Raw genomic sequence first — 25,673 nt, 5'->3', positions numbered from 1 at the left:
AGCTGAGTGATAAAAAGGGGAGCCGTTGGCTCCCTTTGTTTTTAGTGGGTTTGATTAACCTTGTTGGAACGGATACACCGAACCCAGTTGCAGAATTTGCGTTAACTCATCCAGCGCTGTGCGCGACTCTTGCAATAATTGCGGATCGGCAAGATCGGCTTCGCTAATCTCATCGCGGTAGTGCTTATCTACCCAGTTATTTAACGTAGTAAACAGCGTATCGTTCATCAGTACATTCGGGTTTACTGCCTGCCTTTCCTGCTCACTCATTGCCACACGTAAACGCAAACAGGCCGGGCCACCGCCGTTACGCATACTTTGTTTAACGTCGTAGTAATGAATTTGCTTAATTGGCGTATTACGCTCTGTAAGACTGGCCAGGTACGCCGACACAGAGGGGCTGTCCTGGCACTCGGTTGGGGCAATAATGGCCATGTTGCCATCTGGCAGCGCGACCAGCTGGGTGTTGAACAGATAGGTTTTAACGGCTTCGGCCACGCTTACTTCGCTGTCTTTCACTTCAATCAGATGCAGTTGTGTTTCACGGCCGAATTTGTGTTGTAGTTCAGCCAGCTTTGTTTGGGTGTCAACAAAAGCCTGTTGGTGATAAAACAGCACATTCTGGTTGCCTACTGCGATAACATCGTTATGAAATACACCCTGATCAATTACATCCGGGTTTTGTTGCATATACACCACATGGTTGTCGTCTAAGCCATGCAAACGCGCTACGGCTTCACAGGCCTCTAAGGTATGGCGGGCAGGATAACGCTTGGGTACCGGTTTGCTGTTGTCAAAGGCATAACGGCCAAATACAAACAGTTCAACACCGCGTTTACCATAAGCACTGCAAAGTCTGGTATGATTCGCCGCGCCTTCATCACCGAAGTGATCATTATCGGGTAAATGTGTATGATGCGCGAAATATTCCGGGTTGCGAAACATCGCCTGCAAAATTTTTCCCGTAGTAATGGGCTCCAGCGAGCGGTGAAACTTATTGGTTAGATTAGCCGGGGTAAAGTGTATTTTACCGTCGGCGGTATCGGCACTGGGTGAGATAGTCGCCGCGTTAGCTGTCCACATGCTGGAAGCAGAACACACTGCGCGAAATACCGCAGGTGCCTGTTTGGCAGCGTTGGCAATAACCTGGGCATCAGAACCGGTAAAGCCTAGGCGGCGTAAAGTATACACATCAGGGCGTTCTTGCGGGGCTAATACACCCTGCACCAGACCAAGATCGTGTAAGGCTTTCATCTTACTCAGGCCTTGCTTGGCAGCCTGACGCGGGCTGGAACTGTTTTTAGCGTTAGATAGTGAGGCAACATTGCCGACAGACAAGCCGGCATAGTTATGGGTTGGTCCTACCAGACCATCAAAGTTTGCTTCAAAGAATTTCATTTTTGCTTTATATCCTTTAATTTGGATTGGGCACTGTTTTTATTATTTTTACGGCCACTGAGGATGCTTCATTTGATCTGGTGAAGGTTTCACCAGCTAGCTCTTAAAATGAGCTGATTGGCATAATAATGAAGTTATTCACTTGTCACAACTGCGGTTTGCGGATATACGTTAAAAAAGCAGCGCTTGGTACAGGCCTAAAAAATTAGTTATCTCAGGATTTAAGATGGCAAAATCACTGGTAATCGTCGAATCACCGGCAAAAGCAAAAACGATAAACAAGTATCTTGGCAACGATTTTGTCGTCAAGTCCAGCGTGGGGCATATTCGCGATTTGCCCACCAGCAGCAGCAAAGAAAAAAGCAGCAGTAAAACAACGCTGAGTAAAGAGCAGAAAGAGTATCAGGCGCTGGTTGATCGCATGGGTATAGACCCTGCCAATGGCTGGAAAGCCCGCTATGAAATTTTGCCTGGCAAAGAGAAAGTTGTTAAAGAGCTGAAAATGCTGGCAGATAAAGCGGATACGGTTTATCTGGCAACGGACTTAGACCGTGAAGGAGAGGCTATTGCCTGGCATTTACAGCAAATTATCGGTGGTGAAGCGCACAAGTTTAAGCGTGTGGTGTTTAACGAAATCACTAAAAATGCCATTCAGGCAGCTTTTGAACAACCTGGTGAGGTGAATCAGGACAGGGTTGATGCACAGCAAGCGCGGCGTTTTCTTGACCGTGTGGTTGGCTTTATGGTTTCACCTTTACTATGGAAAAAAGTAGCCCGAGGCCTTTCTGCCGGCAGGGTTCAGTCAGTCGCTGTAAGGCTTGTGGTCGAGCGCGAACGCGAAATTAAAGCCTTTGTGCCGGAAGAATACTGGACCGTTGACGCAGATACGCAAACGACTGCAGCGCAGGCGTTGCAACTGGAGGTAGTCCGCCAACAGGGTAAAGCGTTCAGGCCGGATAATAAATCTCAGGCTGACGTTGCAGTAGCCCAGCTACAAAATGCAACTTTTACCGTGACAGAGCGAGAGGATAAACCCAGCAGCAGTAAGGCGCAGGCGCCGTTTATTACGTCTACTTTGCAACAGGCAGCCAGCACCAGAATGGGCTACGGCGTAAAGAAAACCATGATGCTGGCACAGCGTTTATATGAGGCTGGCCATATTACCTATATGCGTACTGACTCAACCAACCTCAGTGCAGATGCCGTTGCAGCGTGTCGTGATTATATTGTTAAGCAGTTTGGTAAACAGTATCTGCCAGAGCAGCCAGTGAGTTTCGGCAGCAAAGCCAATGCGCAGGAAGCGCATGAGGCAATCAGGCCATCAGATGTTAATGTGCTGGCCAGCAGCCTGGCAGATATGGAAGTTGATGCACGCAAGCTGTATGAGCTAATCTGGCGTCAGTTTGTTGCCTGCCAGATGCCAGCAGCGCAGTATGATGTGACCAATATTACCGTGCAGGCCGCTGACTTTGAGTTAAAAGCCAAAGGACGCATTTTACGCTTTGATGGCTGGACCAAAGTACAGCCCGCGGTTAAGCGTAAAGATGATGAAGACAGCGTATTGCCGAACGTAAAGCAAGGCGATGTATTACAGTTGGAACAACTGCACAGCGCGCAGCATTTTACCAAACCGGCAGCCCGTTTTAGCGAAGCCAGTCTGGTAAAAGAGTTGGAGAAGCGCGGTATTGGCCGACCGTCTACCTATGCCGCTATTATCTCGACCATTCAGGACCGCGGCTACGTGCGGGTTGACAATAAGCGTTTTTACGCAGAAAAAATGGGCGAAATTGTAACCGACAGGCTGGTTGAGAACTTCAATGACCTGATGAATTATGATTTTACGGCCAATATGGAATTAAAACTGGATGATATAGCCAGCGGTAGCGCTAAGTGGCGTTCGGCGTTGGACCAGTTTTATGGTGATTTCTCTGCCAAACTAAAAACAGCTGAGCTTGAACCTGAGCTGGGCGGTATGCGGGTGAATCAATTTGTCTTAACCGATATCAGCTGCCCCACCTGTGGCCGGCCTATGGGTATCAGAACGGCTTCAACTGGTGTTTTTCTGGGCTGTTCAGGATATAACCTGCCACCAAAAGAGCGTTGCACCACAACGATGAACCTGGTTTCTGGTGATGAAGCGGTAAACGTTAGTGACGAAGAGCTGGAAACAGAAGCGCTGCGACAAAAGAAGCGTTGTGCTAAATGTGGTACTGCGATGGACAGCTATCTGATTGACGAACAGCGCAAATTGCACGTTTGTGGTAATAACCCAGCGTGTGATGGTTATCAGATAGAACAGGGCAGTTTTAAAATTAAAGGCTATGAAGGTCCGCTTATTGAGTGTGATAAATGTGGCAGTGATATGCAGCTGAAATCGGGCCGGTTTGGTAAGTACTTTGGTTGCACCAACAGCGAGTGTAAAAATACCCGCAAACTGCTACGTAGTGGTGAGGCTGCGCCGCCAAAAGAAGATCCAGTGCACTTGCCTGAGTTAAAATGCGAAAAATCAGATGCCTACTTTGTGCTGCGTGATGGGGCTGCAGGCTTATTTATGGCTGCCTCTACCTTTCCTAAATCACGGGAAACCAGAGCACCGCTGGTGGCAGAGTTGGCCAAATACCGCGCGCAATTATCGCCGAAGTTTTACTATCTGGCTGATGCACCAGCAACAGATCCTGAAGGTAACCCGGCAGTCGTGCGCTGGAGCAGAAAAACCAAGCAGCAGTACGTGATGTCAGAGCGTGACGGCAAAGCTACCGGTTGGTCTGTCTGGTATGAAAACGGCAAATGGGTTAAAGCAAAAGATTAACCTGAGTACATAACAAAACGGGTCGCTATAGCGGCCCGTTTTGTTTTAAGGTGTTTGTGTCACCACTTACGTTTTGGCGCAAAAAGTTCATCTAAGTCTTTGTTTTCTTTCTCTTCTTTCTTCTCGCGATCACGCACGTTGCCCTCTTTAAGTTGCGTGGCAACGTCCTCAAGCGCTTGAATAACTTCTGATTTGCGCGTCATAACGTAGTCGTCTTGGTGCGGCGAGCTGCTCAGTGATGTCAGTGCTTTTTCAAAATATTGCCGTGCTGAGCCAAGCATATTATTGCTACGGGCCTGATTACCGCGTTTTATCTGACTTTCGACATTTATTCTTAGTTGCAATATTTCAAGTCTTTTGTCTTCCTGTATCACTACCTGCGTATCGACATTACCTCTGGCATGCTCAGCTCTGAGTACTGTTCTGAGCTTTTTAATACCTTTAATCATGCCAATAAGCTGTTGATCATTGTCAGGCAAGGTTACGTTTTCTGCTGGCGACGCTTCAGTTTCACTGCTGTCATTGAGGCGTTTTTCTGTTTCTTGCAAACGTTGCTTAATATCTTTAGCGCCCGGTTCCAGTTCGACCATAGCGCCCAAGGTGTAGGCTATGCGTTTTAACAGCATTTTGCTGGTTGCAACAGACATGGGCACATTTGCCGAATTAACAATTAGCTCTTCGGTATCTTCCAATATAGCGCGCAGTTTACTGAATTCTGCCCGCTTTAATGTTGCTAATCGCTCTTTATGTTGTTGAATAGCATTCACAATCACGGCGATAACAATCAGTGCAATGACCAGTGTTATGATCAAGGTTAACAGCATTGAAACCTCATCAGGGTTAGACCTCAGTCCGCATATTAATCACAAAATTACTGAAATAACAGTAATCTGTCGCTATTAAGGCAGCGTTAGCCGAAACACGCCACCACCAAAGTGCCCGCCATTACTTAAAACTACCTTGCCAGATTGGCCTTTATTGCTGTGGGCGCTGGCTATTAGTTTAGCAAAAAATATTCCAAGTCCGGTGTGGTTGTTCGCCAGATCGGGGCTATTCATATCCATTGCGTCATGTCGCAGCATAAAATCAGGAAAGCCCTGGCCATCGTCATGCACTTCTATTACTAAGCTGTTGTGTTCCTGACTCACTCGTAGCAACACCTGTTGTTTACAATAACGCAGAGCGTTGGCTACAGCATCATTCAGCAGATTGATAATCAAATCGTAATCAAAAAACCAACACAAGTTAGTTTGCTGCTCGACGCTCACGCTTACTTTTCGTTGCTGGCTAAAGTATTCATTTTTTAATAGCACTTCCTCTATCACATCTGACAGGTAGTGCTCATCTATCTGCACAGGCAGCTGATTACGCTCCAGACGATATAATGACAGCAGCTGCAATAAATTTGAGTTAAGCCGGTTTGCTTCATAACTTAGTCTGGCCAGCTCATCCTTGGCTTGTTCTGATAATTGGCTACCTTCCTGCTGGATCAACTCTGCAGATTGGATCAGCATACACAGCGAGTTTTTCATATCGTGCACTGTAGAGGCCAGCACAGAGGCAAAATCTATGGCACGCGGCAGTTGGCTCATAATATCTCCTGAAAAAATAGCTGCGCTGGCAACAGTATCTAGCGCTGGCAACCCGTCTGTTTTTAGCTACTATTTGTTATAGCATTTTCCAAATTAAAAATAAGTTGGAATATCCCGCCAGACAGGTATATTGAGCAATGATATGCCATAAACGGAACTGTGACACATGAAATTGCAGCAGCTGCGTTACATAGTTGAAGTGCTGAACCACAATCTGAATGTTTCTTCCACAGCAGAGAGCTTGTATACCTCGCAGCCGGGGATTAGTAAACAGGTAAGAATGCTGGAAGACGAGCTGGGTATTCAGGTGTTTGGCCGTAGTGGTAAACATCTTACCCATGTCACCCCGGCCGGGCGTGATGTAATTGATATAGCCAGGCAGATCCTTGCCAAGGTTGAGAGCATAAAAGCGGTAGCAAAAGAGCATACGCTACCGGACCAAGGTAAGCTGAATATAGCCACCACTCATACGCAGGCACGATATGCCTTGCCTGCCGTAATAAGCGGTTTTATGCAAAAGTACCCGAAAGTATCGCTACACATGCATCAGGGGACACCTCAGCAAATATCGGAAGCGGCTTCACGTGGTGATGCGGATTTCGCCATTGCTACCGAAGCACTGCATTTATATAACGATCTGGTGATGTTGCCTTGTTATCACTGGAACCGCAGTGTCATAGTGCGGCACGATCATCCGTTACTGCAACTTGGCCATAAAATTAGCGTTGAAGATGTTGCCCAACATCCAATCGTTACCTATGTATTTGGTTTTACTGGTCGGTCCGAGTTGGATAGAGCTTTTGCCGCTAAAGGACTTGAGCCAAAAATAGTGTTTACCGCAACCGATGCCGATGTGATTAAAACCTATGTGCGTCTTGGCCTTGGTGTCGGTGTTATTGCGTCGATGGCAATGGATAAGCAGCTGGATAAAGATTTGGTAGCAATTGATGCCAGTCATTTATTTGACGCTTCAACTACTAAAATTGGTTTTCGCAAAGGTGCATTCTTACGTACCTATATGTATGATTTTATTGAACGTTTTGCACCTCATTTGACAAAAGATGTGGTTGAGAAAGCCAATATGCTGCGCAATCAGGAAGAGATAGACCGAATGTTTGCCAGTTTTGACCTGCCAGTTCGGTAATATTTAGCCGTTGTTTGTTAAGTGCCCTTAGTGGGCACTTTTATATTGCAAATAAGAATTGTTATCAGTATCATAATCAGTAATTGATGTGTCTGAAACCATTGTTATGAACCAGCCTTCGCGATCCCTGCAGTTATCTAAATTCATGCGTTTATTACATAGCTACAGTTCTATGCTGGTGCTGGTGTTGTTGTTATTTTTTGCGATAACCGGTATTACACTTAATCACCCAGACCTGATTTACAGCTCAGTAGGCAAGCAGAGTGTGCAGCGTAGCCTTGAGCTACCCGCTGCATTGCAATATGCAGAGTTACCACACAATGCCGGGCAGCAGGCAGAGATAGCAGAGCAATTTCGTAACTGGTTAAGTGACGAGTATCAGGTTAAGGCGTCGGTGTTCAGTTATCTGTTTGAACCGGACGACCTGCTGCTGGAGCTGGATTTTAAACGCCCTGCTGGTTATGCCACTGCCATTGTTGATTTTTCTAACCACACAGCCGAATTGGAACTGGAATTTAACGGTTATCTGGCACTGCTCAATGATTTACATAAAGGCCGCAACGCCGGCACCAGTTGGATAGTGCTGATTGATATTACCGCGCTGGCCTGCATTATTTTCTCCCTTACTGGTTTTTGGTTGATTTTAAAGCAGCCATCACGGCGCAGTATTGGTAACAGCCTGGCCATGCTGGGTATTTTTATCAGTTTATTTGCTTATATTTTGTCATTGCATTAGCGCCGGGCAGGGCGCGTCAACAGAGGAAGTACTATGAAGTTACCCGGGGCCTGTTTATTAGTGTGTATTGCGGCGCTTTTTTGTCATAACACGGCTGCAGCTGCGTCAAGTGATATCGCACTGGAATTGCCGGTAATAGAAACCAGCCAGTATCACCGGCCTTATGTTGCGGTATGGGTAGAAGATGCACAACAACAGCCGGTAAAGCTGATTGCGCTGTGGGTAGAAAAGCCGGACTGGTTAAAAGATCTACGCCGTTTCTGGCGAAAAATCGGCCGCAGTAATACTGCCCTGGTTGATGCAGTAAGTGGTGCCACGCAAAAGCCTGGTAGTTATACCCTGAATTGGGACGGTAAAGATGACAATGGCGCAGCATTAGCAGCAGGGCAGTACACACTTTTTGTTGAGGCGGCACGCGAGCAAGGCGGGCGCAGCCTGGTCAAACATGAATTTAGCCGGCCGTCACAAGGTGCCGTAATTGATATTGCAGCAGAGGGTGAATTAGGCGCGGTTAAAGCCACTATCCGTTAATCGCGGCGCCGCCGCATTCAGAGTTAAAAAAGGACGTTTTGTTATGTTTAAAAAAGCAGCAGTTTTACTAACCAGCCTGGTTGCCAGCGGCAGTATCAGTGCCCACACGTTGTGGCTGGTACCAAGCCATTATGTATTGTCGAAGCAGGACAGCTGGGTAAGCGTGGATGCGTCTGCCGCTAATATGACCTTTGTACCTGACAAAGGCATTGGTTTGCAAAGCCTGAAATTGCATTTGCCGGATGGCAAAGTACAGGATGTCAGCTCAGTGCATCAGGGTAAGCGTAAATCAATGGCTGATGTACAACTGGCCGGCGACGGTACTTACCGGCTGGAAATGGCCAACCCACTGCGCTTTTTTACCAGTTATGAGTTAAACGGAGATCGTAAACGGCTGCAGGCCAATAAGCAGGAACGCACGGCGCAATTGCCAAAAGGTGCCACTAAGGTGGAAACCACACAAATGCGTAGCCGCAATTTTACCTATATAACGGTAAACAGCCCCAGCTATAGCGTAGTGAAACTGCAGGGCGTCGGGCTTGAGATCAGCAGTGATGTGCATCCGGCTGATGTAGTAGCAGAAGAAAACCTGCAGTTGGTGTTTAACCTCGATGGCAAACCGCAAGCTGGGGTAAAAGGCGTGCTGTCCTATGAAGGCGAGCTTTATCGCAACGACGCAGGGCGGATTGAATTTGAAACCAATGCCGACGGCCGGTTCAGCTTTACGCCCGCCACAGCAGGGCGTTATCTGATTGAAGCCTCTTATTCAGCCGACAGCAATTCCGCGCTGGCTGACAAGGTGCGCGAATCTGTTACTTATACCTTTGAGGTCGCCCTGCCGTAGCCGCTGTGGCGTTAACGATACAAAGCCAGCCAAATTCAATAGGCTGGCTTTGTGCTATTTGGTACACTGCGCTTCGCCTTTTTAGCTTTAGCAGGACCCGTTAATGCGCATTTTTGCCGATGAAAATATGCCGTTGGTGCAGCAGTTTTTTCGCCAGTTTGGCGAGGTTAGCTTGTTTGATGGCCGCAATGTCAGCGCCGCACAGTTGCAGGATGCTGATATTCTGTTGGTGCGCTCGGTTAGCAATGTCAATGCACAGTTGTTGCAACGTAACAGCAAACTGCGCTTTGTCGGCACCGCTACCATTGGTATGGATCATATTGACCAGGCGTATCTGGCCCAGCGGCAGGTGGTGTTTTCCAGTGCCCCGGGTTGCAACGCCCAGTCGGTAGTGGAGTATGTGCTTAGCAGCTTATGGTGTTTAGCAGATAAATATCAGTGGCAGCTGGCAGACAAAACCGTCGGTATCGTTGGCGTGGGTAATATTGGTAGCCGGCTGGCTAAGGCGCTGCAGGCGCTGAATATTAAGGTGCTGCTGTGCGATCCGCTGCGGGCCCGCAACGAGCCAGGCTTTGAGCATACCGACTTTACCCGGTTGTGTGCCAAGGCCGATATTATCAGCTTTCACACCCCGCTGATAAATAGCGGCAGTGATGCCACTAAGCATTTACTTAATGCCCAGACCTTAGCGCAGTTAAAGCCTGACTGTGCGCTGATTAACGCCTCACGCGGTGCGGTGATTGATAACCAGGCTTTGCTGCAGGATTTAAGCCGTGCGGCCACACGCCGTGCTGTGGTGTTAGACGTCTGGGAGCAAGAGCCGGATATTCTTACTGCATTGCTGCCTTATGTGGATATTGCTACCGCGCATATTGCCGGCCACAGTATTGAAGGCAAAGCCCGCGGCACAGAAATGCTGTATCAGCGCTGTGCGGCGTTGCTGCAACAGCCGCTGCAACAGCAACTACAAAAGTTGTTGCCGGTACCAGCAATGGAAAAACTGCAAATTAGTGCAAATTTTGGGCTTCCGGATGTCCAAAACTTGGCAAGACTGTTATATGATGTACGCCGTGACGATGCCATGCTTCGGCATTACTTGCAAAGTAAGGGTTTTGACTGGCTCAGAAAGTCATACCCGCCGCGGCGAGAATTCAGCTCGTTACAACTGTGTGGCAACGTCATCCCTGACTTTTTGCCGCAATTAGGTTTTAGCCTCGCACAATAACAAGAGGAACTGTCATGGCTTCGCAATACAATGTTGCCGTTTTGGGCGCAACAGGTTTGGTAGGACAACATTTAATTGAAATTCTGGAACAGCGTGATTTCCCGGTAGGGCAGTTGTTTCCGTTAGCAAGCAGCCGTTCTGCCGGTGGCACCGTGACATTTAAAGGCAAGAAGATTAAGGTTATCGATGCAGAAACGTTCGACTGGTCGCAGGCGCAAATTGGCTTGTTTTCTGCCGGTGGCAATGTATCTGCTATGTATGCCCCCAAAGCAGCTGATGCCGGTTGTGTGGTGATTGATAACACCTCACACTACCGCTACGAGCCGGATATTCCGCTGGTTGTACCGGAAGTGAACGCGCATGCCATTGCTGATTATCGCAACCGCAATATTATCGCTAACCCGAACTGCTCGACTATTCAGATGCTGGTGGCGTTAAAGCCTATTCATGATGCCGTTGGCATCAGCCGGATTAATGTCGCCACTTATCAGTCGGTCAGTGGGGCCGGACAAGACGCGGTAGAGGCGTTAGCTCATGAAGCGGCGCAGCTGATGAATGGCCGGCCGATTGAAAACGAAGGCCAGTTTGCCCGCCAGATCGCGTTTAACGTTATTCCGCAAATTGATGTGTTTATGGATAACGGCTACACCAAAGAAGAAATGAAAATGCACTGGGAGACACAAAAAATCTTCGGTGATGACAGTATTTCAGTTAACGCCACCGCAGTGCGGGTACCGGTGTTTTTCGGCCATGCTGAAGCAGTACATATTGAAACACGGATGCCGATCAGCGTTGAGCAGGTAAAAGCCTTGCTGGCGAATGCACCTGGTGTGGTGTTGCTGGAAAACAATGCTGATTTCCCAACCCAGGTATGCAGTGCGGCCGGTAAAGATGAGGTATTTGTCGGCCGTATCAGGCAAGACTTATCGCACGAAAACGGCATTAACCTTTGGGTGGTGGCAGATAATATCCGCAAAGGCGCAGCCACCAACAGTATTCAGATTGCTGAACATTTAATCCGCGATTTTCTGTAATAAAACGGGCCCGAAAGGGCCTGTTTATTTTTATCTTTTAGTCTATTAATTTCAATGCGTTGCTTTAAGTGCTGGTGATAATTGCCCGGGTGCTTTATATTTTGATTACACTGACATCTAAGAAAACTGGAATATAGTTTGCACAGCGGCTAAAGACAGGCTGCTTTGCCGCCGACATCTTGATGTATTTGTGCCTGGATCTGGGTAGGAACCTTTAATGCCTTTGCTATTCGTTGTTATTATTATGGTGTTTGTCAATTTTTCGTCATCTGTTCTGGCGCAGGAAACGACAATCAAACTTCGCGGCCCGCGCAGCACCGATACGTTGCCTGCTCCACCGACTATTGGTCCTTTAGCGCCCTCTGACACGCTGTGGCGGGTAGCCGACCGTATCAGACCACAAGCAGATATCAGCCTGTATCAGGTGATGTATGCGCTTTACCAGAAAAACCCTGATGCTTTTATCGACAACAACCTGAATCATCTGCGTCCTGGATCTGTGCTGTTATTACCGACTGCCAGTGAGATGCGACAAGTTGACGTTAATCTGGCACGGCAAAAGTCGGAACTAGACGACGAGCGCTGGGCAAGGCGGCAAAAAGTTGCCACTGAGCCGCAAGCTTCAGCAGTTGACGTGCCAGGCCAACAGCCTAAAGTAACACCTGCAACGCAATGGCGTGCTGAGTTGGAGCAACTAAGCCAGCAGCAGCGCCAGGATCTGGATGCATTACGCGGTCAGTTTGCCGATTCAATGCAGCTGGTTGAAACCATTGTGGGTGAGAATCTGCAATTAAAAACCAACCTGGCCAAAGTACAGCATGATCTCGAGTTGCTAAAAGCACAGCTAGGTGAAGACAGTGAGATTCAACAACAGTTAAAGCAGCTATTACAGCAGCAACAACAATCATTGCAAGAAAAGGCTGAGCAGGAAGCAAAGCTAGCTGAATCAGACTGGTCTGACTGGTTAACCCATCCTTTGATGTGGATTTTAGCAGCCTGTATTCCAGCACTACTGGTGTTGTTGGGCGTGTTGTTCTGGGTAAAAAAGCGTGGTAAGCATACAGAGCAAGTGGTAAATGCGGCGACAAACGAAGCGACGGCTAATCCTGCTTATCAATCACCCTTACCGCCGCTTGATGATAATGCCGATGTAGACGAAAGCCTGTTTGAAATCGATGACGCCTTACTTGAAGATGCCTTTAATGAACCACCGGCACAAGAAGAGCAAAAGTTACATGACGATTTGCTTGAGTTTGACGATGCTCTGTCGTTTGATGATGATGATAGCCTGCTGCCGGCAGATTCGGCACCGTTGCATAATGACGACGACGTTATAGCCGATGAGTTTGACCCCGAGAATATATTATCAGATGACGATTTGTCGGCATTGCTGGCTGCTGCAGATGATGACGATGATGTAATTGAGCTGGCAGACGACAGCCAGGCGCAAGACGAGCTTAATAATTTGGCCGGGCAAGATGATGACCTTCTGTCTGAGCTAAGCAGCCAGGAGAGCGAGATTGATTTAGAACAGCCGGCCCGGGTAACGGATGATGACACGTCGTTGGCCAGCGCAGCAGATGATGATATCGGCTTTGATATTGATGAGCTGATAGAAGAAATTGATTTAGACGAGCCGGACAGGCTGGTGCCTGATGAACCTTCGCAGGCTGAACAACTATCAGCGGCATTAAGTCAGGTTGAGGTTGCACAAGAGGAGTCCCTAACCGAGCCGGTCGACGACATTGCTGAAGATATTATCACCCAAACTGAAGCTACTGTGCCTGACGCTGAGCAGTATAGCCCTGATCGAACCGAACTGGATGACTTTGCCGAGAGTCTGGCGGTTGAAGGTTCTGATGGCCAGCGGTCTCCAGATATTGATGAAGGTAGTGAAATCCTCGACATTGAATTAACAGATGACGAGAACCTGCTCAGTGCAGAATTATCTGAGCTGTTAGACCAAGCCAGCGAACTGATGCCTGTCGCAGAGCCAGATGCGGTAACTGAAGATTTGAATTTCGCTGATAGCAATACCGCGTTGCTGCCTGACGATGACATTTTATTGCTGGACGATATTGCCCCCGAATCAGATGACGATAAAACGCTGGTTGCATTGGATTTAAGCAGCTCTGAAGATGATTCGGTGCAAAAGCTCACAGATGCCGCGTTATCCGTTGAAAATCCAAGTAAGATGCTGGAGCAGTACCCTGAGTTGGAGCTAACAGATGATGACTTGTTGTCAGAGCTAACAACGGATATGTTGCTCGATGAACTAGATGACGTATCTGTTATTGAGAATGACTCAGATAGCATACCTGAGCTGGAATTAGACCCTGTGCCAGAGGCACAGTTTGATACGCTGATGTCTGAACTAGAGGCGATGGCCGATAATTTAGACCAAGCCGAACAGGACAACAGTACCGAGCAGGCCAATGATGATTTACTGGCTGAATTGGAGCAACAGGCCGAGCCGGGGCACAACTTTGTTGACGACGACTTCGTCGAGATTGATAGCTTGTTGGCCAGTGCAGGCTCGTCACAAGATGATAGTCAGCGATTTAATAACCTGAATGTTGATGTTGGTTTGGAAGACTACGCAGATATCATTGGCGTACACGAGCAGCGGGATGTAGACACTGAAGACAACGGTTACTCGGCCAAGCTCGATCTGGTTAGGGCTTATATTGAGATTGAAGATACAGAAAGTGCCGAGCTTATCTTGGATGAAATTCTAACCTCTGATGCTCCTGAGCATGTCAAAGCCGAAGCTGAACGACTAAAAAGCTGACCAGTGCTAAAAGGTGTTGGCTTAAGGTATAATTGCTGCCGTTTAGCAAGAGGGTAAGGCATGCGCATCGCATTAGGTATTGAATATGACGGCACAGCGTTTTATGGTTGGCAACGTCAGCGTGAGGTAAACAGCGTCCAGCAGGAACTGGAAGTCGCGCTGTCTAAAGTGGCTAATCACAGTGTCGAGTTATCCTGTGCCGGGCGCACTGACGCCGGTGTACATGCTACGGGTCAGGTGGTGCATTTCGATAGCACAGCGGTGCGTGATGATAAAGCTTGGATAATGGGTACAAATGCCCAGCTGCCTGATGCCATAGCGGTGCGCTGGGCAAAGCAGGTACCTGACGACTTTCATGCCCGTTTTAGTGCTACGGCACGCCGTTACCGCTATATTATTTACAATAGTAAGTACCGGCCGGCCATTTTGCGCAGTGGTTTAAGCCACTATCATCAGCAGCTTAATGTAGATCTTATGCAACAGGCCGCGGGCTATTTACTGGGTGAGCAGGATTTTACGTCGTTTCGAGCTGTGCAATGTCAGTCGCATAGTCCTAATCGCAACATTCATCATTTACATATCACGCGGCAGGGCGATTACATTGTGCTGGATATTAAAGCCAATGCGTTCCTGCATCATATGGTGCGCAATATCACGGGTAGCCTGCTGGAAGTCGGCATGCAAAACCGCCCACCAGTATGGATAGCGCAGCTATTGGCGGCAAAAAATCGCAATCTGGCCGCCGCAACTGCTAAAGCTGGCGGCTTGTATCTGGTGGAGGTTGACTATCCTGCGCACTTTGACTTGCCCGGAGTTGCCTCCGGCCCACTGTTCATTGCAAGCTAAAGCAGAACTACTAAGACCAGTTTTCAGTATTCGACACCGCGTGTTTTATGCTTTAATAGCGCCGGTTTACTGAATTTCGGCGTTTTTTAACGTTTTTTCGCCATAACCCATGTTGTTATGGCGTAGCAATAGGACATATTTATGAGTTGGTTAGAAAAGATCCTGCCCAGAACATCCTCTTCTTCCTCGCGTCGAAATATCCCGGAAGGTGTCTGGACTAAGTGTACCTCTTGTGACGCGGTATTATATAAGGCCGATTTAGATCGTAATTTAGGCGTCTGCCCAAAGTGCGATCATCACATGCGCGTTTCTGCCCGCGCCCGCCTGCACAGTTTTCTTGATACTAGCTCAGGTAAAGAACTGGCAGCAGATTTAGAACCGCAAGATTTATTGAAGTTTAAAGACAGCAAGCGCTACAAAGACCGTATCATTGCGGCGCAAAAAGCCACAAATGAAAAAGATGCTATGGTGGTAATGCACGGCACTTTAAAAGGTATGCCGATTGTTGCAGCGTCATTTGAATTTGAATTTATGGGCGGCTCTATGGCATCTGTAGTTGGCGCTAAGTTCGTTGCCGGCGTAGAGCATGCCTTAAAACACAAAGTACCCTTTGTATGCTTTTCTGCCAGCGGCGGTGCGCGGATGCAAGAGGCTCTGTTTTCATTGATGCAGATGGCTAAAACCAGTGCTGCATTGGCAAAAATGAGCGAAGCGGGTCTGCCATACATTTCTGTGCTAACTGATCCGACCATGGGGGGGGTGTCTGCCAGTTTAGCCATGTTGGGTGATGTTAATATTGGTGAGCCTAAAGCCTTAATCGGTTTTGCCGGTCCTCGCGTCATTGAACAAACGGTACGGGAAAAATTGCCTGAAGGTTTCCAGCGCAGTGAATTCTTATTGGAACACGGCGCTATTGATATGATTGTTGACCGGCGTAAAATGCGCGATACAATTGCGCGTCTTGTTGCTAAATTTATGCAGTTGCCCGCTCCGGAATCGGAGCACAGCGCCGCTTAAGGGTTAAATGTCAACACCAACTCCTGATAGCCAATCGTGTCAAACGCTGACCGATTGGCTTTGTTATATAGAACAAAGTCATCCTATACATCAAATAGAGCTTGGGCTTGAGCGGGTGCAACGCGTGGCACAGCGTGCCAGTTTGCAGCAATTGCCAGGGCGCAGCATCTTAATTGGTGGCACTAATGGTAAAGGTACAACCGCGCGTTGTCTGGAGCAGCTGTTGCTGGCTCAGGGTTATACAGTCGGCGTGTACAGCTCGCCACATCTATTAAATTTTAATGAGCGCTTGCGCATAAACGGTGCCGATGTTGCTGATGAGCAATGGGCAGCCGGTTTTGCTTTCGTTGAACAGTTACGCGGTGATATAGCACTGACGTATTTTGAGTTCACCACGTTGGTAGCGTTTTATCTGCTGCGTCAATTGCAATGCGACTTTTGTTTGATTGAAGTTGGGTTGGGTGGCAGGCTGGATGCAACGAATATTATCTCGCCGGAAATCAGTGTTATTACCACAGTGGATTTAGACCATCAAGATTGGTTAGGGGATACCCGCGAGGCTATTGGCTTTGAAAAGGCGGGCATTTTCCGCAGTGGTAAGGTCGCCGTTATTGGTGAGCTGTCTCCGCCAGCAAGGGTGCTGGCACACGCCGCGCAACAAGGTTGCCAGGTTGTGTTGGTGAACCAGCAATACCATTATCAGCAAGACAGGACACATTGGCATTGGCGCGGGCAGTACAATCAACTTAATGCACTGCCTTACCCGGCTATGCCGGTACAAAACGCTGCCTGTGCGTTGGCGGTGCTTGAGCAGTTGCAGTGTCTACCGACAACAACACAGACTGCGGCTGTATTGGCCGCTCTGACGCTGCCGGGGCGTATGCAGTGGCTGCAACAAAACCCTGCAGTAATAATTGATGTTGCGCATAATCCGCAATCTGCACGTTATCTGGCAGAGCAGCTGCAAAAATTAAAACCCGGTTTTAGCCGGGTAAAGGCGCTGGTAGGCATGTTAAAAGACAAAGACATTGCTAAGACGCTTGCGCCCTTGACGTCGCTGTTTGATCAATGGCATCTTGTGTCTTTAACTGGTGCACGCGGTGCAACCGCACAGCATTTAGTCAAATACCTGCCAGATACTGTCAGTGATATTACACTGCATAATGATGTGTTAACGGCGTTTGGCCATGTTCACGCAACATTAAAAACAGATGAGCTGTTGGTGGTGTTTGGTTCGTTTTACACCGTGTCTGCCGTGTTGGCAGACCATCAGGAGGCAAGGTGACAGCCGCATTTAAACATCGTTTACTGGGCACTGCGATACTGCTGATGGCTGGCATCATATTTTTGCCAGACTTGCTTGATGGTGAAAAGCAAGTAGTGAAAGATGATTTTAAAGTGATCCCGGACCGGCCAGAGTTTAAAGGTGTACAGCAACAACAAGCTGTGGATAGTAAAAAACTTACTGAGCTTCAGCAGCAAGTAAACCCGCAAATAGTTGACGAACAGCCGTTGGATGAAACTACGCCAGAGCAAGCACCAGAACCTGCATTGCCGTCACAACAATTGGCTCAGGTAACGGTGGAACACGGTGCAGCGGCAAATCAGGGTAATCCGGCACTGGCACAGGCAGGCTGGGTAGTGCGCGTGGGCAGTTTCAGTAAGGCGCAAAACGCCAACGCGCTGGTGGCCAAGCTGCGCCAGTCTGGCTTTGTCACCTTTACCCGCAATATTACCAACACGCAAGGACTACAACTGACCAGTGTATTGGTAGGGCCTGAGCTGCGTAAAGAAAAGTTAGAACAACAGCTGCCTAAACTGCAACAATTAACTGGTCTGGAGCGTTTAACCGTAATGAGTTATCAGCCGGTAGAAAATAATTAGCCAAGCAGAGGCTGTGTTTGGTAGAATGCGCGCCGTCATCAAACAACCTTTGGTAGCAAATGGTCTGGGTTGATTTTGCCATATTGGCAATCATAGCGTTATCTGCCGTTATCAGTTTGGTACGCGGCTTTGTTAAAGAAGCAATCTCACTTGCAGTTTGGGTTCTGGCGTTTTTTATTGCCAGCCAATACTATCCGCATTTAGCCGGGCTTTTTACTTCTATGCAGGATCAAACCCTGCGCAATGCGTCAGCTATCGCCATTCTGTTTATTAGCAGCCTGGTCCTTGGCGCGTTGATTAACTTTGTTATTGGAAAACTAGTGCATTCTACTGGCTTATCCGGTACCGACCGGGTGTTGGGGCTGGTATTCGGTGCGCTACGTGGCGTGCTGGTTGTCAGTGCTGTGTTATTTTTTCTGGATGCCTTTACGCCTGTTGCCAGTGCTGACTGGTGGCAGAGTTCTACATTGATCCCTGAATTTGGTTTTATCATCGAATGGTTCTTCGAATATTTGCAGCACCATTCCAGTTTTATGCAAAAGCCCTAGCGTTGGCGAGGAAAAAAATCCATGTGTGGTATTGTTGGTATTGTTGGAAAGTATCCGGTTAATCAGGCTCTGTATGACGGTTTAACAGTGTTACAACACCGGGGACAGGACGCTGCAGGCATTGTAACCGTAGACCACAACACGCTGCGCCTGCGCAAAGCGAATGGCTTGGTTAAAGACGTGTTTGAGACCCGCCATATGCAACGCCTGGCTGGAAATATTGGCCTTGGTCATGTCCGTTATCCAACGGCCGGTTCATCCAGCACGGCTGAAGCACAGCCATTCTACGTGAATAGCCCTTTTGGTATTGCGCTGGCACACAATGGCAACCTGACCAATTCACATCAACTGAAAGAAGAAATCTTTCGGGTTGCCCGCCGCCATGTTAATACGACCTCAGATTCTGAAGTGTTGTTAAATGTGTTGGCGCATGAGCTGCATAACAGTGGGGTAATGGAGCTGCAACCCGAGCATATTTTCCGCGCAGTGGCTAATGTGCATCGTAAGGTAAAAGGCGGTTATGCTGTAGTGGCACTGATTATCGGCCATGGTTTGCTGGCTTTTCGCGACCCTAACGGTATACGCCCGCTGGTTATGGGCAAACGTGAAACCAAGCTGGGCACTGAGTACATGGTAGCCTCAGAAAGCGTAGCTTTGGACGCAGATGGTTTTACGGTGCTGCGTGATGTCTCGCCTGGCGAAGCGGTATACATTACAGAACAAGGTGAGCTACATAGCTTTCAATGTGCAGAAAACCCAAGTTACACGCCCTGCATTTTTGAGTATGTTTATTTTGCCCGGCCAGATTCAACTATCGATAATATCTCGGTATATGCCTCGCGTGTAGCAATGGGTACGATGCTGGGGCAAAAGATTAAGCGTGAATGGGCGCACCTCGATATTGATGTGGTTATTCCGATCCCGGAAACCAGCAATGATGCGGCCCTGCAAATAGCCACGGTATTAGGTTTACCTTATCGTCAGGGCTATGTAAAGAACCGCTATATTGGTCGCACCTTTATCATGCCAGGGCAGGAAGCGCGGAAAAAATCAGTTAAGCGTAAGCTCAACGCCATCAAACAAGAATTTAAAGGCAAAAACGTGTTGTTGGTTGATGACTCTATCGTTCGTGGTACGACGTCACAACAAATTATTGATATGGCTCGTGAAGCGGGCGCGAAGAAAGTCTATTTTGCCTCAGCCGCACCGGAAATTCGTTTTCCTAATGTGTACGGTATTGACATGCCGTCAGCTAACGAACTTATCGCACATGGCCATGATGTTGACAGTATTTGCGATATTATTGGCGCTGATGGTTTGATTTTCCAATCGCTGCCTGACTTGATTGAAGCGGTGCGCTCTGAAAATCCGGAAATAAGGCGTTTTGAAACCTCGGTATTTGATGGCAATTATGTTACCAATGATATCGATCAGGATTATCTGAACCGCTTGGATCAGATGCGTAATGACGACAGTAAAGCGAAGTCTCAGGCGGCTATGGCCACTAATCTGGAAACCTATAACGAAGGTTAACCTATATTGGGTAACCGCGGACGAAAAAGGGAGCTTATGCTCCCTTTTGTATTTGTCTTGCACAGTTAAGTGGTATATTGGTTAATGGGTAAACATTGGGCCGAAACCAGAACTCCATAAAATGGCCGTAGCAGTCATAATACATACCAGTAAAATTAAGCCGCATGTAACTACCGAGCTGGCGTAAATAAAACCGCGCTCTTCCGGAATATGCATCAATATCGGCACGCCAACATACAAAAGGTATACTGAATACGCTAACCCAGCCAATCCAACTGTCATTACCACCCATAGTTCGGGATATAAGCCGGCAAAGCCAACCATAAACAATGGCGTAGAGGTATAGGCTGCCAGCTCTAAGGTTTGAGTGTAAGTAGGTTCTGCGCCAAAGGTGTGTGCCATCCAATGTGCCAGCAACGCCAGAGCAAATACGCCGCCAATTAACGCTATATACATTGCGATAGAAAGCATTAATGCGCTTTCATGCGTTAGCATAATGCGATCACCGACACCTATACTCCAGCCTAAATGTACGGCGGAATAATAAGCGCATACTGATGGGATAAGCGCTACCAGCAAAATGTGTATCAGGCTATAACGAAAACTTTCATGTCGAGCATCTATTGTATGCCACTCTTCTTTCGGGTGTGCATACAGTCCCCATAAGTGATTCAATATCATAATTATTATCCTTGTCACTACGTCTGAACAACCAGGCCGAAATGCTAGCCGTTACATCAGTTATGGCCAATATAATGCGCTTCGTCAAGCATATTGTCTGAAAATTAACCTAAGCCCGATTGTGTCGACACCGTTACTTGGTGTCAGCCTGGCAATTGGCTATAATGCGCCCCTGTTTTATAGCGTAGAATTTTGTCATGCTAAGCACTGAAATTACTCAACTGTTACAGCCGGTACAGCAGTTTTTGCAATGTGATACACCCGATGCTTGGCTTAGTGTGGCCGCGCGACCAGACAGTTTGCCAGTATTGCTGCAAGACCATTTAATTTGTGAATTAAAAGCAGCTCAGTCTGCAATGTATCTGATCCGCCGTTATGCTGTGGACGAGTCAAGTGGTGAGGCGCTGTTGCAGTGGCTAAAGCCGTTTGAAGATTTTACCTATCGCCAACAAGGTCACTGGCGTGAGCTGGCCGGTTTAAGTTTAAAAAAATCCATGATACCTGCAGCCAGCTCTACTTATGGACAGAGCTTAATTGAGAAGATGGTGCTATTGATTAAAGAAGAGCTGCATCATTTTTATCAAGTGCTTGAGGTAATGGCCGACAATGGCATTCAGTACAACAAGATCACGTCCAGTCGTTATGCCAGAGGCTTGCTGCGACACGTACGTACCTACGAGCCAGAAGCGATGGTCGATAAACTGATTTGCGGTGCTTTTATTGAAGCGCGCTCATGTGAGCGATTTGCCAAATTAGCGCCACTTTTGCCACCGCAGATTGCGAACTTTTACATTTCACTTTTACGATCAGAAGCCCGGCACTATCAGGACTACCTTGCGCTGGCTTGCGAAGTAGCTCAGGGCGCTATCCATGATCGTATAGCTTTCTTCGCAGAGCAGGAAGCTGAACTAATCTTGTCAGCTGATAACGACTTTAAATTTCACAGCGGTGTACCGCAATAAAATTATAAGACTACACAGTACGAAGCCACTAACTCACTTGTGCCTGCCATGTTTTGCTTAAAAGGTCACATCTGCTTAGCTTGACAATGCGTTAAAATGTAGTTGCCACTGGCTGGCGCTGACTGCTAAATAACTGCTTTGGCTGTACCAATCGCCCAATACATAACGCTCAGCCGCTTTGCCATTAACCTCCAGCTGATGTACCGCAGGGCGGTGAGTATGGCCGTGGATCAGCTTTAGCACGCCGGCTTCTGCCATTACTCTGGGTACTTCATCCGGGGTAACATCCATAATTTGCGGCTGTTGCTGAGAAGCGCAGCGGGCCTTGTGCGCGGCACTTTTGCGCCGTGCCTTAGCGGCGATACCCTGGCGAAAGCTAACCGGCGTTTTTAGCAGTAACCATTGCCACCACGGCTGGTTCCACCATTTCCGAAATTTCTGGTAGGCAATATCCAGTGTACACAGGCTGTCGCCGTGCATAATCAGCGCAGGCGTGCCGTACAAGTCGATAACCTGCTGCTGTGGTAGCAACTGCATACCGGCACGATTGGCATAGCCCTGGCGTAACACAAAATCACGATTACCGTGAATAAAATAAACCGGTACCTGGGCACTAAGGGTGGCTAATGCCGTTGCTACGGTATTCAGCAGTGGCTCGGGGTTATCATCACCAATCCAGACTTCAAATAAATCGCCCAGAATATACAGCGCATCCGCCTTTACGGCGTGCTCGCGCAAAAAGCGCAAAAAGGCGGCAGTAATATCTGGCCGATCTGCAGCTAAGTGCAGATCGGCGATAAACAGTGTATGCGGTTCAGACATCAACAGTGCTTAGGCGTGTAATTCGGCTTTTTCAACAATTACCGGTTTTACCGGCACATCAGCGTGCATACCGCTGCGGCCAGTGGCTACTTTCTTAATTTCGTCAATTACGTCCATACCTTCAACTACTTCACCAAACACACAGTAACCCCAGCCAGAGCCGGTCTCTGAGCTGAAGTTTAAGAAGTCGTTATCTGCTACGTTGATAAAAAACTGGCAGGTGGCAGAGTGCGGGTCATTGGTGCGCGCCATAGCAATAGTGCCTTTTTTATTCTGCACTTTGTTGTTGGCTTCGTTTTTTATCTGGCCCTTGGTGTCCTTTTGCTCCATATCGACAGTAAAACCGCCGCCCTGGATCATAAAACCATTAATAACACGGTGGAAAATGGTGTTGTCGTAAAAGCCGTCTTTTACGTAGCTGATAAAATTTTCTACTGTAGCAGGGGCTTTGTCGGCAAACAGGTTTAATTTAATTACGCCGTAATTGGTGTGTAAGCTAATCATAATAAGGAGTCCTTAGTTCAAAGTGCTGTCATTCTACAGCAGCTGAGCCAAATCATAAAGCAAGGATAGCCGCGTTACGGTGCTGGTGATACACTAGCGCGCTGGTGCTACAGCAGCACTGGTTTAGCGTTTTTAGTCAAAGGACTTCGGGGAAGACATGTTACATATTTATAATACCTTAAGCAGAAAAAAAGAACTTTTCACACCAATTGAACCCGGTAAAGCAGGGCTCTATGTCTGCGGTATTACCATTTACGATTACTGCCATGTCGGCCACGCCCGTACCTATGTTGCCTTTGACGTAATAAACCGTTACCTGCGCTTTTTGGGTTACGACGTAACCTATGTGCGTAATATTACCGACGTAGACGACAAAATTATTAAGCGCGCCGCCGAGAACAACGAAAGCTGCGACGCCTTAACCGAACGCTTTACCAAAGCCATGCACGCCGATTTTGCGGCGCTGGGCTTAATGCCGGCCGATATCGAGCCGCGCGTTACTACCCATATGGCTGAAATTATCGCCCTGATTGAAACCCTGGTGGCCAAAGGTTATGCCTATGTCGCGGCCGATGGCGATGTATTGTTTGACGTTAGCAAATACCAAGCCTATGGCGAGCTTAGCCAGCAAAACCTGGAGATGCTGCAATCCGGCTCGCGGGTAGAAGTGGCCGACAATAAAGACGATCCGCTGGATTTCGTATTATGGAAAGGCGCCAAGCCGGGCGAACCGTTCTGGCAATCACCGTGGGGCAATGGCCGCCCGGGCTGGCATATTGAATGTTCCGCCATGAGCGCCAAACATTTAGGTGAGCATTTTGATATTCACGGCGGCGGCTCTGACTTACAGTTCCCGCACCATGAAAACGAAATTGCCCAGTCGACCTGTGCCCACGGCCACAAGTACGTAAATACCTGGATCCACACCGGTATGGTGCAGGTAGATAAAGAGAAAATGTCTAAATCCTTAGGCAATTTCTTTACGGTAAAAGACGTACTGGCAGAGTATAACGCCGAGGCAGTGCGCTACTTTTTATTATCCAGCCAATACCGCAGCCAGCTGAACTATTCGGCAGAGAACTTAACCCAGGCGCATGCTGCCTTAGGCCGCTTATACACCGCGCTGCGTAATGTAACGCCAAGCCACAGCATTGATTTAAACAGCCCGTACATTGTGCGCTTTAAAGCGGCAATGGATGATGATTTCAACACCCCGGAAGCCTTACCGGTGTTGTTTGAACTGGCGCGTGAAGTAAACCGCTTTAAAGAAACCGAACCGGCCAAGGCCGCCGAACTGGCTGGTGTATTAAACCTTTTAGCCGGTGTGCTGGGCTTGTTGCAAGGCGATGCTGAGCAGTTCTTACAATCAGGCGCGTCAGATGATGATGTAGCCGAAATAGAAGCGCTGATCGCTAAGCGTAACACCGCCCGCGCTAACAAAGACTGGACCGCAGCAGACGCCGCCCGCGATGCGTTAACGGCAAAAGGTATTATCGTAGAAGATAAAAACGGCGTAACCAGCTGGCGTAAAGGCTGATTTAACAACCGTTGATTAGAAGAACCGCCTGTTGGCGGTTTTTTTATGGCTTACTCGACCATCGCAACCAAGTCTGAGCGAATAAACTTAGATAACACAGCTTGATGTTGCTGGGCCCACAGGCTTATTGCCTGACTGTCGTCAGTGGTTATTTGTGCAATAAAAGCACTGGACAGCGCCTGGGTAGCGGCTTTGATCACCTGCTGCTGTGGCTTGGTATCTTTGCTGCCACGCCAGCCGGAAAAAATATTGTGGCTGCCCGAGCGAAACACCGCCAGCACTTTGTAGCTACTGGCCATGGCGTTATACAACTCATATCTGTCTTGTGGCGATGAATAAAAACCCGGTACCCGAATTTCATCTTCGGTGGTGGTGATATGCAAAGTAGGGATCTTCACCTCAGCCAGCACTTTATCCAGCGGTTGATCGTTATAAAAAGGCGGTGCTGAAATTAAAATAGCTGCTTTGATGCGATCATCTTTCAGGTTAACCGGGCTACCGTTTTGCTTAACCAGGGCGCCGCTTAATAACATGGCGGTATTGGCACCATAAGAATGGCCGGCCATCACAATCGTTTGGTTATCAAAAGCAGCGGCATGGGTTGACGCTAATATCTGGTCCAAAGCAAACTTAACATCCTGCACTCTGGCTAAGGCTTCGGTTGAATCTGCCGCGTCCATCAAACGAAAAGCTAGTGTTAGTCTACTGCCGCGCCAGACTTTTCTGTCGCTGCCGTCATGCTGTACATGCAAGCTGGCATAACCTTGACTGGCCCAATACTGGCCCAGGTAAGCGTAGCGCTCTTTCGAACCACCCAAACCATGAGAAAACACAACTAATGCTTTGGCTTTTAGCTGACGCGCAGGTTTAAACAGCAACGCCGGCACAACGCGGTCTCTGCTTTGGTCCAGCCAGTCAAAACTAATTTCTTCAATATTTAGCCACAAGCGCTCAGCGACTTCAGCTGAGTACTTTACCGAGGGCAAATTCAGTTGCTGTTGCCAGACAACAGTATCGGCTACCGGTTTTTGCGCGCATCCGGTTAAAGAGAACAGCAAAGCAACAATAAATGCGGTTGCGGCTGATGTTTTAACCATGATACGAGCTCGCATAAATAGTCCTCTTTGCTGAAACCAGTCACTTAATACGTGCAAAACGGCTTTAGGGTTTGGTTGCAGCGCAATACAAGCTAACAGTAGCCGGACTAACAGTAAAAACAAAAAGTAGTGAAAGTG

The 25,673-nt window shown here is 48.1% G+C and carries 23 protein-coding genes; 16 read left to right on the top strand and 7 right to left on the bottom strand.

The window, feature by feature from the left end; translation table 11 throughout:
- Window positions 1-54: 54 nt before the first annotated feature.
- Window positions 55-1,398, bottom strand: a complete 1,344-nt coding sequence (gene astB, locus ACYVIC_RS17890; protein WP_460862136.1) for an N-succinylarginine dihydrolase — start codon at window positions 1,396-1,398, stop codon at window positions 55-57.
- 226 nt (window positions 1,399-1,624) lie between these two features.
- On the opposite strand from astB, the gene topA reads away from it, so the two are divergent.
- On the top strand, window positions 1,625-4,207 hold the full coding sequence (gene topA, locus ACYVIC_RS17885; protein WP_460862134.1) for a type I DNA topoisomerase: 2,583 nt from the start codon (window positions 1,625-1,627) through the stop codon (window positions 4,205-4,207).
- Window positions 4,208-4,266: 59 nt separating this feature from the next.
- Here topA and ACYVIC_RS17880 read toward each other — a convergent pair whose 3' ends face one another.
- Window positions 4,267-5,031 carry a hypothetical protein gene (locus tag ACYVIC_RS17880; RefSeq protein ID WP_460862133.1) on the bottom strand — a complete coding sequence of 255 codons (765 nt, stop codon included), beginning with the start codon at window positions 5,029-5,031 and terminating at the stop codon, window positions 4,267-4,269.
- A gap of 75 nt (window positions 5,032-5,106) precedes the next feature.
- Complete coding sequence (locus ACYVIC_RS17875; RefSeq protein WP_460862131.1) at window positions 5,107-5,799, bottom strand: sensor histidine kinase; 693 nt, start codon at window positions 5,797-5,799, stop codon at window positions 5,107-5,109.
- A 166-nt stretch (window positions 5,800-5,965) separates the two neighbouring features.
- Between ACYVIC_RS17875 and cysB the strand changes: the two genes are divergently transcribed.
- The 13 genes from cysB to purF all read left to right on the top strand — a co-directional run bounded on the left by cysB (window position 5,966) and on the right by purF (window position 19,932).
- Complete coding sequence (gene cysB / locus ACYVIC_RS17870) at window positions 5,966-6,943, top strand: HTH-type transcriptional regulator CysB (RefSeq protein WP_460862130.1); 978 nt, start codon at window positions 5,966-5,968, stop codon at window positions 6,941-6,943.
- A gap of 145 nt (window positions 6,944-7,088) precedes the next feature.
- Window positions 7,089-7,679 (top strand): PepSY-associated TM helix domain-containing protein, encoded by a 591-nt coding sequence (locus ACYVIC_RS17865; protein ID WP_460862129.1) that lies wholly within the window; start codon window positions 7,089-7,091, stop codon window positions 7,677-7,679.
- 33 nt (window positions 7,680-7,712) lie between these two features.
- A complete protein-coding gene (locus ACYVIC_RS17860) occupies window positions 7,713-8,210 on the top strand; it encodes a DUF2271 domain-containing protein (RefSeq protein ID WP_460862127.1) in 498 nt (165 codons plus the stop codon).
- Between the two features lie 43 nt (window positions 8,211-8,253).
- Window positions 8,254-9,054, top strand: coding sequence for a DUF4198 domain-containing protein (locus ACYVIC_RS17855; RefSeq protein ID WP_460862126.1), 801 nt, complete (start codon window positions 8,254-8,256; stop codon window positions 9,052-9,054).
- A gap of 103 nt (window positions 9,055-9,157) precedes the next feature.
- Complete coding sequence (locus ACYVIC_RS17850; RefSeq protein WP_460862124.1) at window positions 9,158-10,279, top strand: 4-phosphoerythronate dehydrogenase; 1,122 nt, start codon at window positions 9,158-9,160, stop codon at window positions 10,277-10,279.
- 14 nt (window positions 10,280-10,293) lie between these two features.
- Window positions 10,294-11,313, top strand: a complete 1,020-nt coding sequence (locus ACYVIC_RS17845; RefSeq protein WP_460862122.1) for an aspartate-semialdehyde dehydrogenase — start codon at window positions 10,294-10,296, stop codon at window positions 11,311-11,313.
- 217 nt (window positions 11,314-11,530) lie between these two features.
- A complete protein-coding gene (locus ACYVIC_RS17840) occupies window positions 11,531-14,104 on the top strand; it encodes a FimV/HubP family polar landmark protein (protein WP_460862121.1) in 2,574 nt (857 codons plus the stop codon).
- Between the two features lie 60 nt (window positions 14,105-14,164).
- Window positions 14,165-14,950, top strand: coding sequence for a tRNA pseudouridine(38-40) synthase TruA (gene truA, locus ACYVIC_RS17835; RefSeq protein WP_460862120.1), 786 nt, complete (start codon window positions 14,165-14,167; stop codon window positions 14,948-14,950).
- A gap of 141 nt (window positions 14,951-15,091) precedes the next feature.
- Window positions 15,092-15,967 (top strand): acetyl-CoA carboxylase, carboxyltransferase subunit beta, encoded by an 876-nt coding sequence (accD, locus tag ACYVIC_RS17830; protein WP_460862118.1) that lies wholly within the window; start codon window positions 15,092-15,094, stop codon window positions 15,965-15,967.
- Window positions 15,968-15,974: 7 nt separating this feature from the next.
- A complete protein-coding gene (gene folC / locus ACYVIC_RS17825) occupies window positions 15,975-17,252 on the top strand; it encodes a bifunctional tetrahydrofolate synthase/dihydrofolate synthase (protein ID WP_460862117.1) in 1,278 nt (425 codons plus the stop codon).
- Window positions 17,249-17,851: an SPOR domain-containing protein gene (locus tag ACYVIC_RS17820; RefSeq protein ID WP_460862116.1), complete on the top strand. Its 603-nt coding sequence runs from the start codon at window positions 17,249-17,251 to the stop codon at window positions 17,849-17,851. The genes folC and ACYVIC_RS17820 overlap by 4 nt, the downstream gene beginning before the upstream one ends.
- 59 nt (window positions 17,852-17,910) lie before the next feature.
- Window positions 17,911-18,399: a CvpA family protein gene (locus ACYVIC_RS17815; RefSeq protein WP_460862114.1), complete on the top strand. Its 489-nt coding sequence runs from the start codon at window positions 17,911-17,913 to the stop codon at window positions 18,397-18,399.
- 21 nt (window positions 18,400-18,420) lie between these two features.
- Window positions 18,421-19,932 carry an amidophosphoribosyltransferase gene (purF, locus tag ACYVIC_RS17810; protein ID WP_460862113.1) on the top strand — a complete coding sequence of 504 codons (1,512 nt, stop codon included), beginning with the start codon at window positions 18,421-18,423 and terminating at the stop codon, window positions 19,930-19,932.
- 81 nt (window positions 19,933-20,013) lie between these two features.
- Here the strand turns inward: purF and ACYVIC_RS17805 are convergent, their stop codons facing one another.
- A complete protein-coding gene (locus ACYVIC_RS17805; RefSeq protein WP_460862112.1) occupies window positions 20,014-20,613 on the bottom strand; it encodes a Yip1 family protein in 600 nt (199 codons plus the stop codon).
- A gap of 197 nt (window positions 20,614-20,810) precedes the next feature.
- Between ACYVIC_RS17805 and miaE the strand changes: the two genes are divergently transcribed.
- Window positions 20,811-21,575 carry a tRNA isopentenyl-2-thiomethyl-A-37 hydroxylase MiaE gene (gene miaE, locus ACYVIC_RS17800; RefSeq protein WP_460862110.1) on the top strand — a complete coding sequence of 255 codons (765 nt, stop codon included), beginning with the start codon at window positions 20,811-20,813 and terminating at the stop codon, window positions 21,573-21,575.
- A gap of 75 nt (window positions 21,576-21,650) precedes the next feature.
- Here miaE and ACYVIC_RS17795 read toward each other — a convergent pair whose 3' ends face one another.
- Together ACYVIC_RS17795 and ACYVIC_RS17790 are read right to left on the bottom strand one after the other, a co-directional pair.
- A complete protein-coding gene (locus tag ACYVIC_RS17795) occupies window positions 21,651-22,397 on the bottom strand; it encodes a UDP-2,3-diacylglucosamine diphosphatase (RefSeq protein ID WP_460862108.1) in 747 nt (248 codons plus the stop codon).
- A 9-nt stretch (window positions 22,398-22,406) separates the two neighbouring features.
- Entirely contained in the window at window positions 22,407-22,901 is a 495-nt protein-coding gene (locus ACYVIC_RS17790; RefSeq protein WP_460862107.1) for a peptidylprolyl isomerase, read from the bottom strand.
- A gap of 157 nt (window positions 22,902-23,058) precedes the next feature.
- Between ACYVIC_RS17790 and cysS the strand changes: the two genes are divergently transcribed.
- The gene (gene cysS / locus ACYVIC_RS17785; protein WP_460862105.1) at window positions 23,059-24,438 is read left to right on the top strand and encodes a cysteine--tRNA ligase; all 1,380 of its coding nucleotides are present in this window, start codon (window positions 23,059-23,061) and stop codon (window positions 24,436-24,438) included.
- A 50-nt stretch (window positions 24,439-24,488) separates the two neighbouring features.
- Here the strand turns inward: cysS and ACYVIC_RS17780 are convergent, their stop codons facing one another.
- A complete protein-coding gene (locus tag ACYVIC_RS17780; RefSeq protein WP_460862103.1) occupies window positions 24,489-25,550 on the bottom strand; it encodes an alpha/beta hydrolase family protein in 1,062 nt (353 codons plus the stop codon).
- Window positions 25,551-25,673: the final 123 nt, after the last annotated feature.

It is taken from the genome of Rheinheimera gaetbuli (assembly GCF_054781935.1).
The sequence above is the reverse complement of the archived record's forward strand: the minus strand, read 5'-3'. Positions and strand labels throughout refer to the sequence as shown.

Coding starts and splice junctions, on each gene's coding strand:
- cysB (WP_460862130.1), top strand. CDS start 5,966: ATGAAATTGCAGCAGCTGCGTTACATAGTTGAAGTGCTGAACCACAAT.
- ACYVIC_RS17780 (WP_460862103.1), bottom strand. CDS start 25,550: ATGCGAGCTCGTATCATGGTTAAAACATCAGCCGCAACCGCATTTATT.
- ACYVIC_RS17840 (WP_460862121.1), top strand. CDS start 11,531: ATGCCTTTGCTATTCGTTGTTATTATTATGGTGTTTGTCAATTTTTCG.
- ACYVIC_RS17855 (WP_460862126.1), top strand. CDS start 8,254: ATGTTTAAAAAAGCAGCAGTTTTACTAACCAGCCTGGTTGCCAGCGGC.
- topA (WP_460862134.1), top strand. CDS start 1,625: ATGGCAAAATCACTGGTAATCGTCGAATCACCGGCAAAAGCAAAAACG.
- ACYVIC_RS17875 (WP_460862131.1), bottom strand. CDS start 5,799: ATGAGCCAACTGCCGCGTGCCATAGATTTTGCCTCTGTGCTGGCCTCT.
- ACYVIC_RS17795 (WP_460862108.1), bottom strand. CDS start 22,397: ATGTCTGAACCGCATACACTGTTTATCGCCGATCTGCACTTAGCTGCA.
- ACYVIC_RS17805 (WP_460862112.1), bottom strand. CDS start 20,613: ATGATATTGAATCACTTATGGGGACTGTATGCACACCCGAAAGAAGAG.
- purF (WP_460862113.1), top strand. CDS start 18,421: ATGTGTGGTATTGTTGGTATTGTTGGAAAGTATCCGGTTAATCAGGCT.
- cysS (WP_460862105.1), top strand. CDS start 23,059: ATGTTACATATTTATAATACCTTAAGCAGAAAAAAAGAACTTTTCACA.
- ACYVIC_RS17860 (WP_460862127.1), top strand. CDS start 7,713: ATGAAGTTACCCGGGGCCTGTTTATTAGTGTGTATTGCGGCGCTTTTT.
- ACYVIC_RS17790 (WP_460862107.1), bottom strand. CDS start 22,901: ATGATTAGCTTACACACCAATTACGGCGTAATTAAATTAAACCTGTTT.
- astB (WP_460862136.1), bottom strand. CDS start 1,398: ATGAAATTCTTTGAAGCAAACTTTGATGGTCTGGTAGGACCAACCCAT.
- ACYVIC_RS17865 (WP_460862129.1), top strand. CDS start 7,089: ATGCGTTTATTACATAGCTACAGTTCTATGCTGGTGCTGGTGTTGTTG.
- ACYVIC_RS17815 (WP_460862114.1), top strand. CDS start 17,911: ATGGTCTGGGTTGATTTTGCCATATTGGCAATCATAGCGTTATCTGCC.
- truA (WP_460862120.1), top strand. CDS start 14,165: ATGCGCATCGCATTAGGTATTGAATATGACGGCACAGCGTTTTATGGT.
- miaE (WP_460862110.1), top strand. CDS start 20,811: ATGCTAAGCACTGAAATTACTCAACTGTTACAGCCGGTACAGCAGTTT.
- ACYVIC_RS17880 (WP_460862133.1), bottom strand. CDS start 5,031: ATGCTGTTAACCTTGATCATAACACTGGTCATTGCACTGATTGTTATC.
- folC (WP_460862117.1), top strand. CDS start 15,975: ATGTCAACACCAACTCCTGATAGCCAATCGTGTCAAACGCTGACCGAT.
- accD (WP_460862118.1), top strand. CDS start 15,092: ATGAGTTGGTTAGAAAAGATCCTGCCCAGAACATCCTCTTCTTCCTCG.
- ACYVIC_RS17850 (WP_460862124.1), top strand. CDS start 9,158: ATGCGCATTTTTGCCGATGAAAATATGCCGTTGGTGCAGCAGTTTTTT.
- ACYVIC_RS17845 (WP_460862122.1), top strand. CDS start 10,294: ATGGCTTCGCAATACAATGTTGCCGTTTTGGGCGCAACAGGTTTGGTA.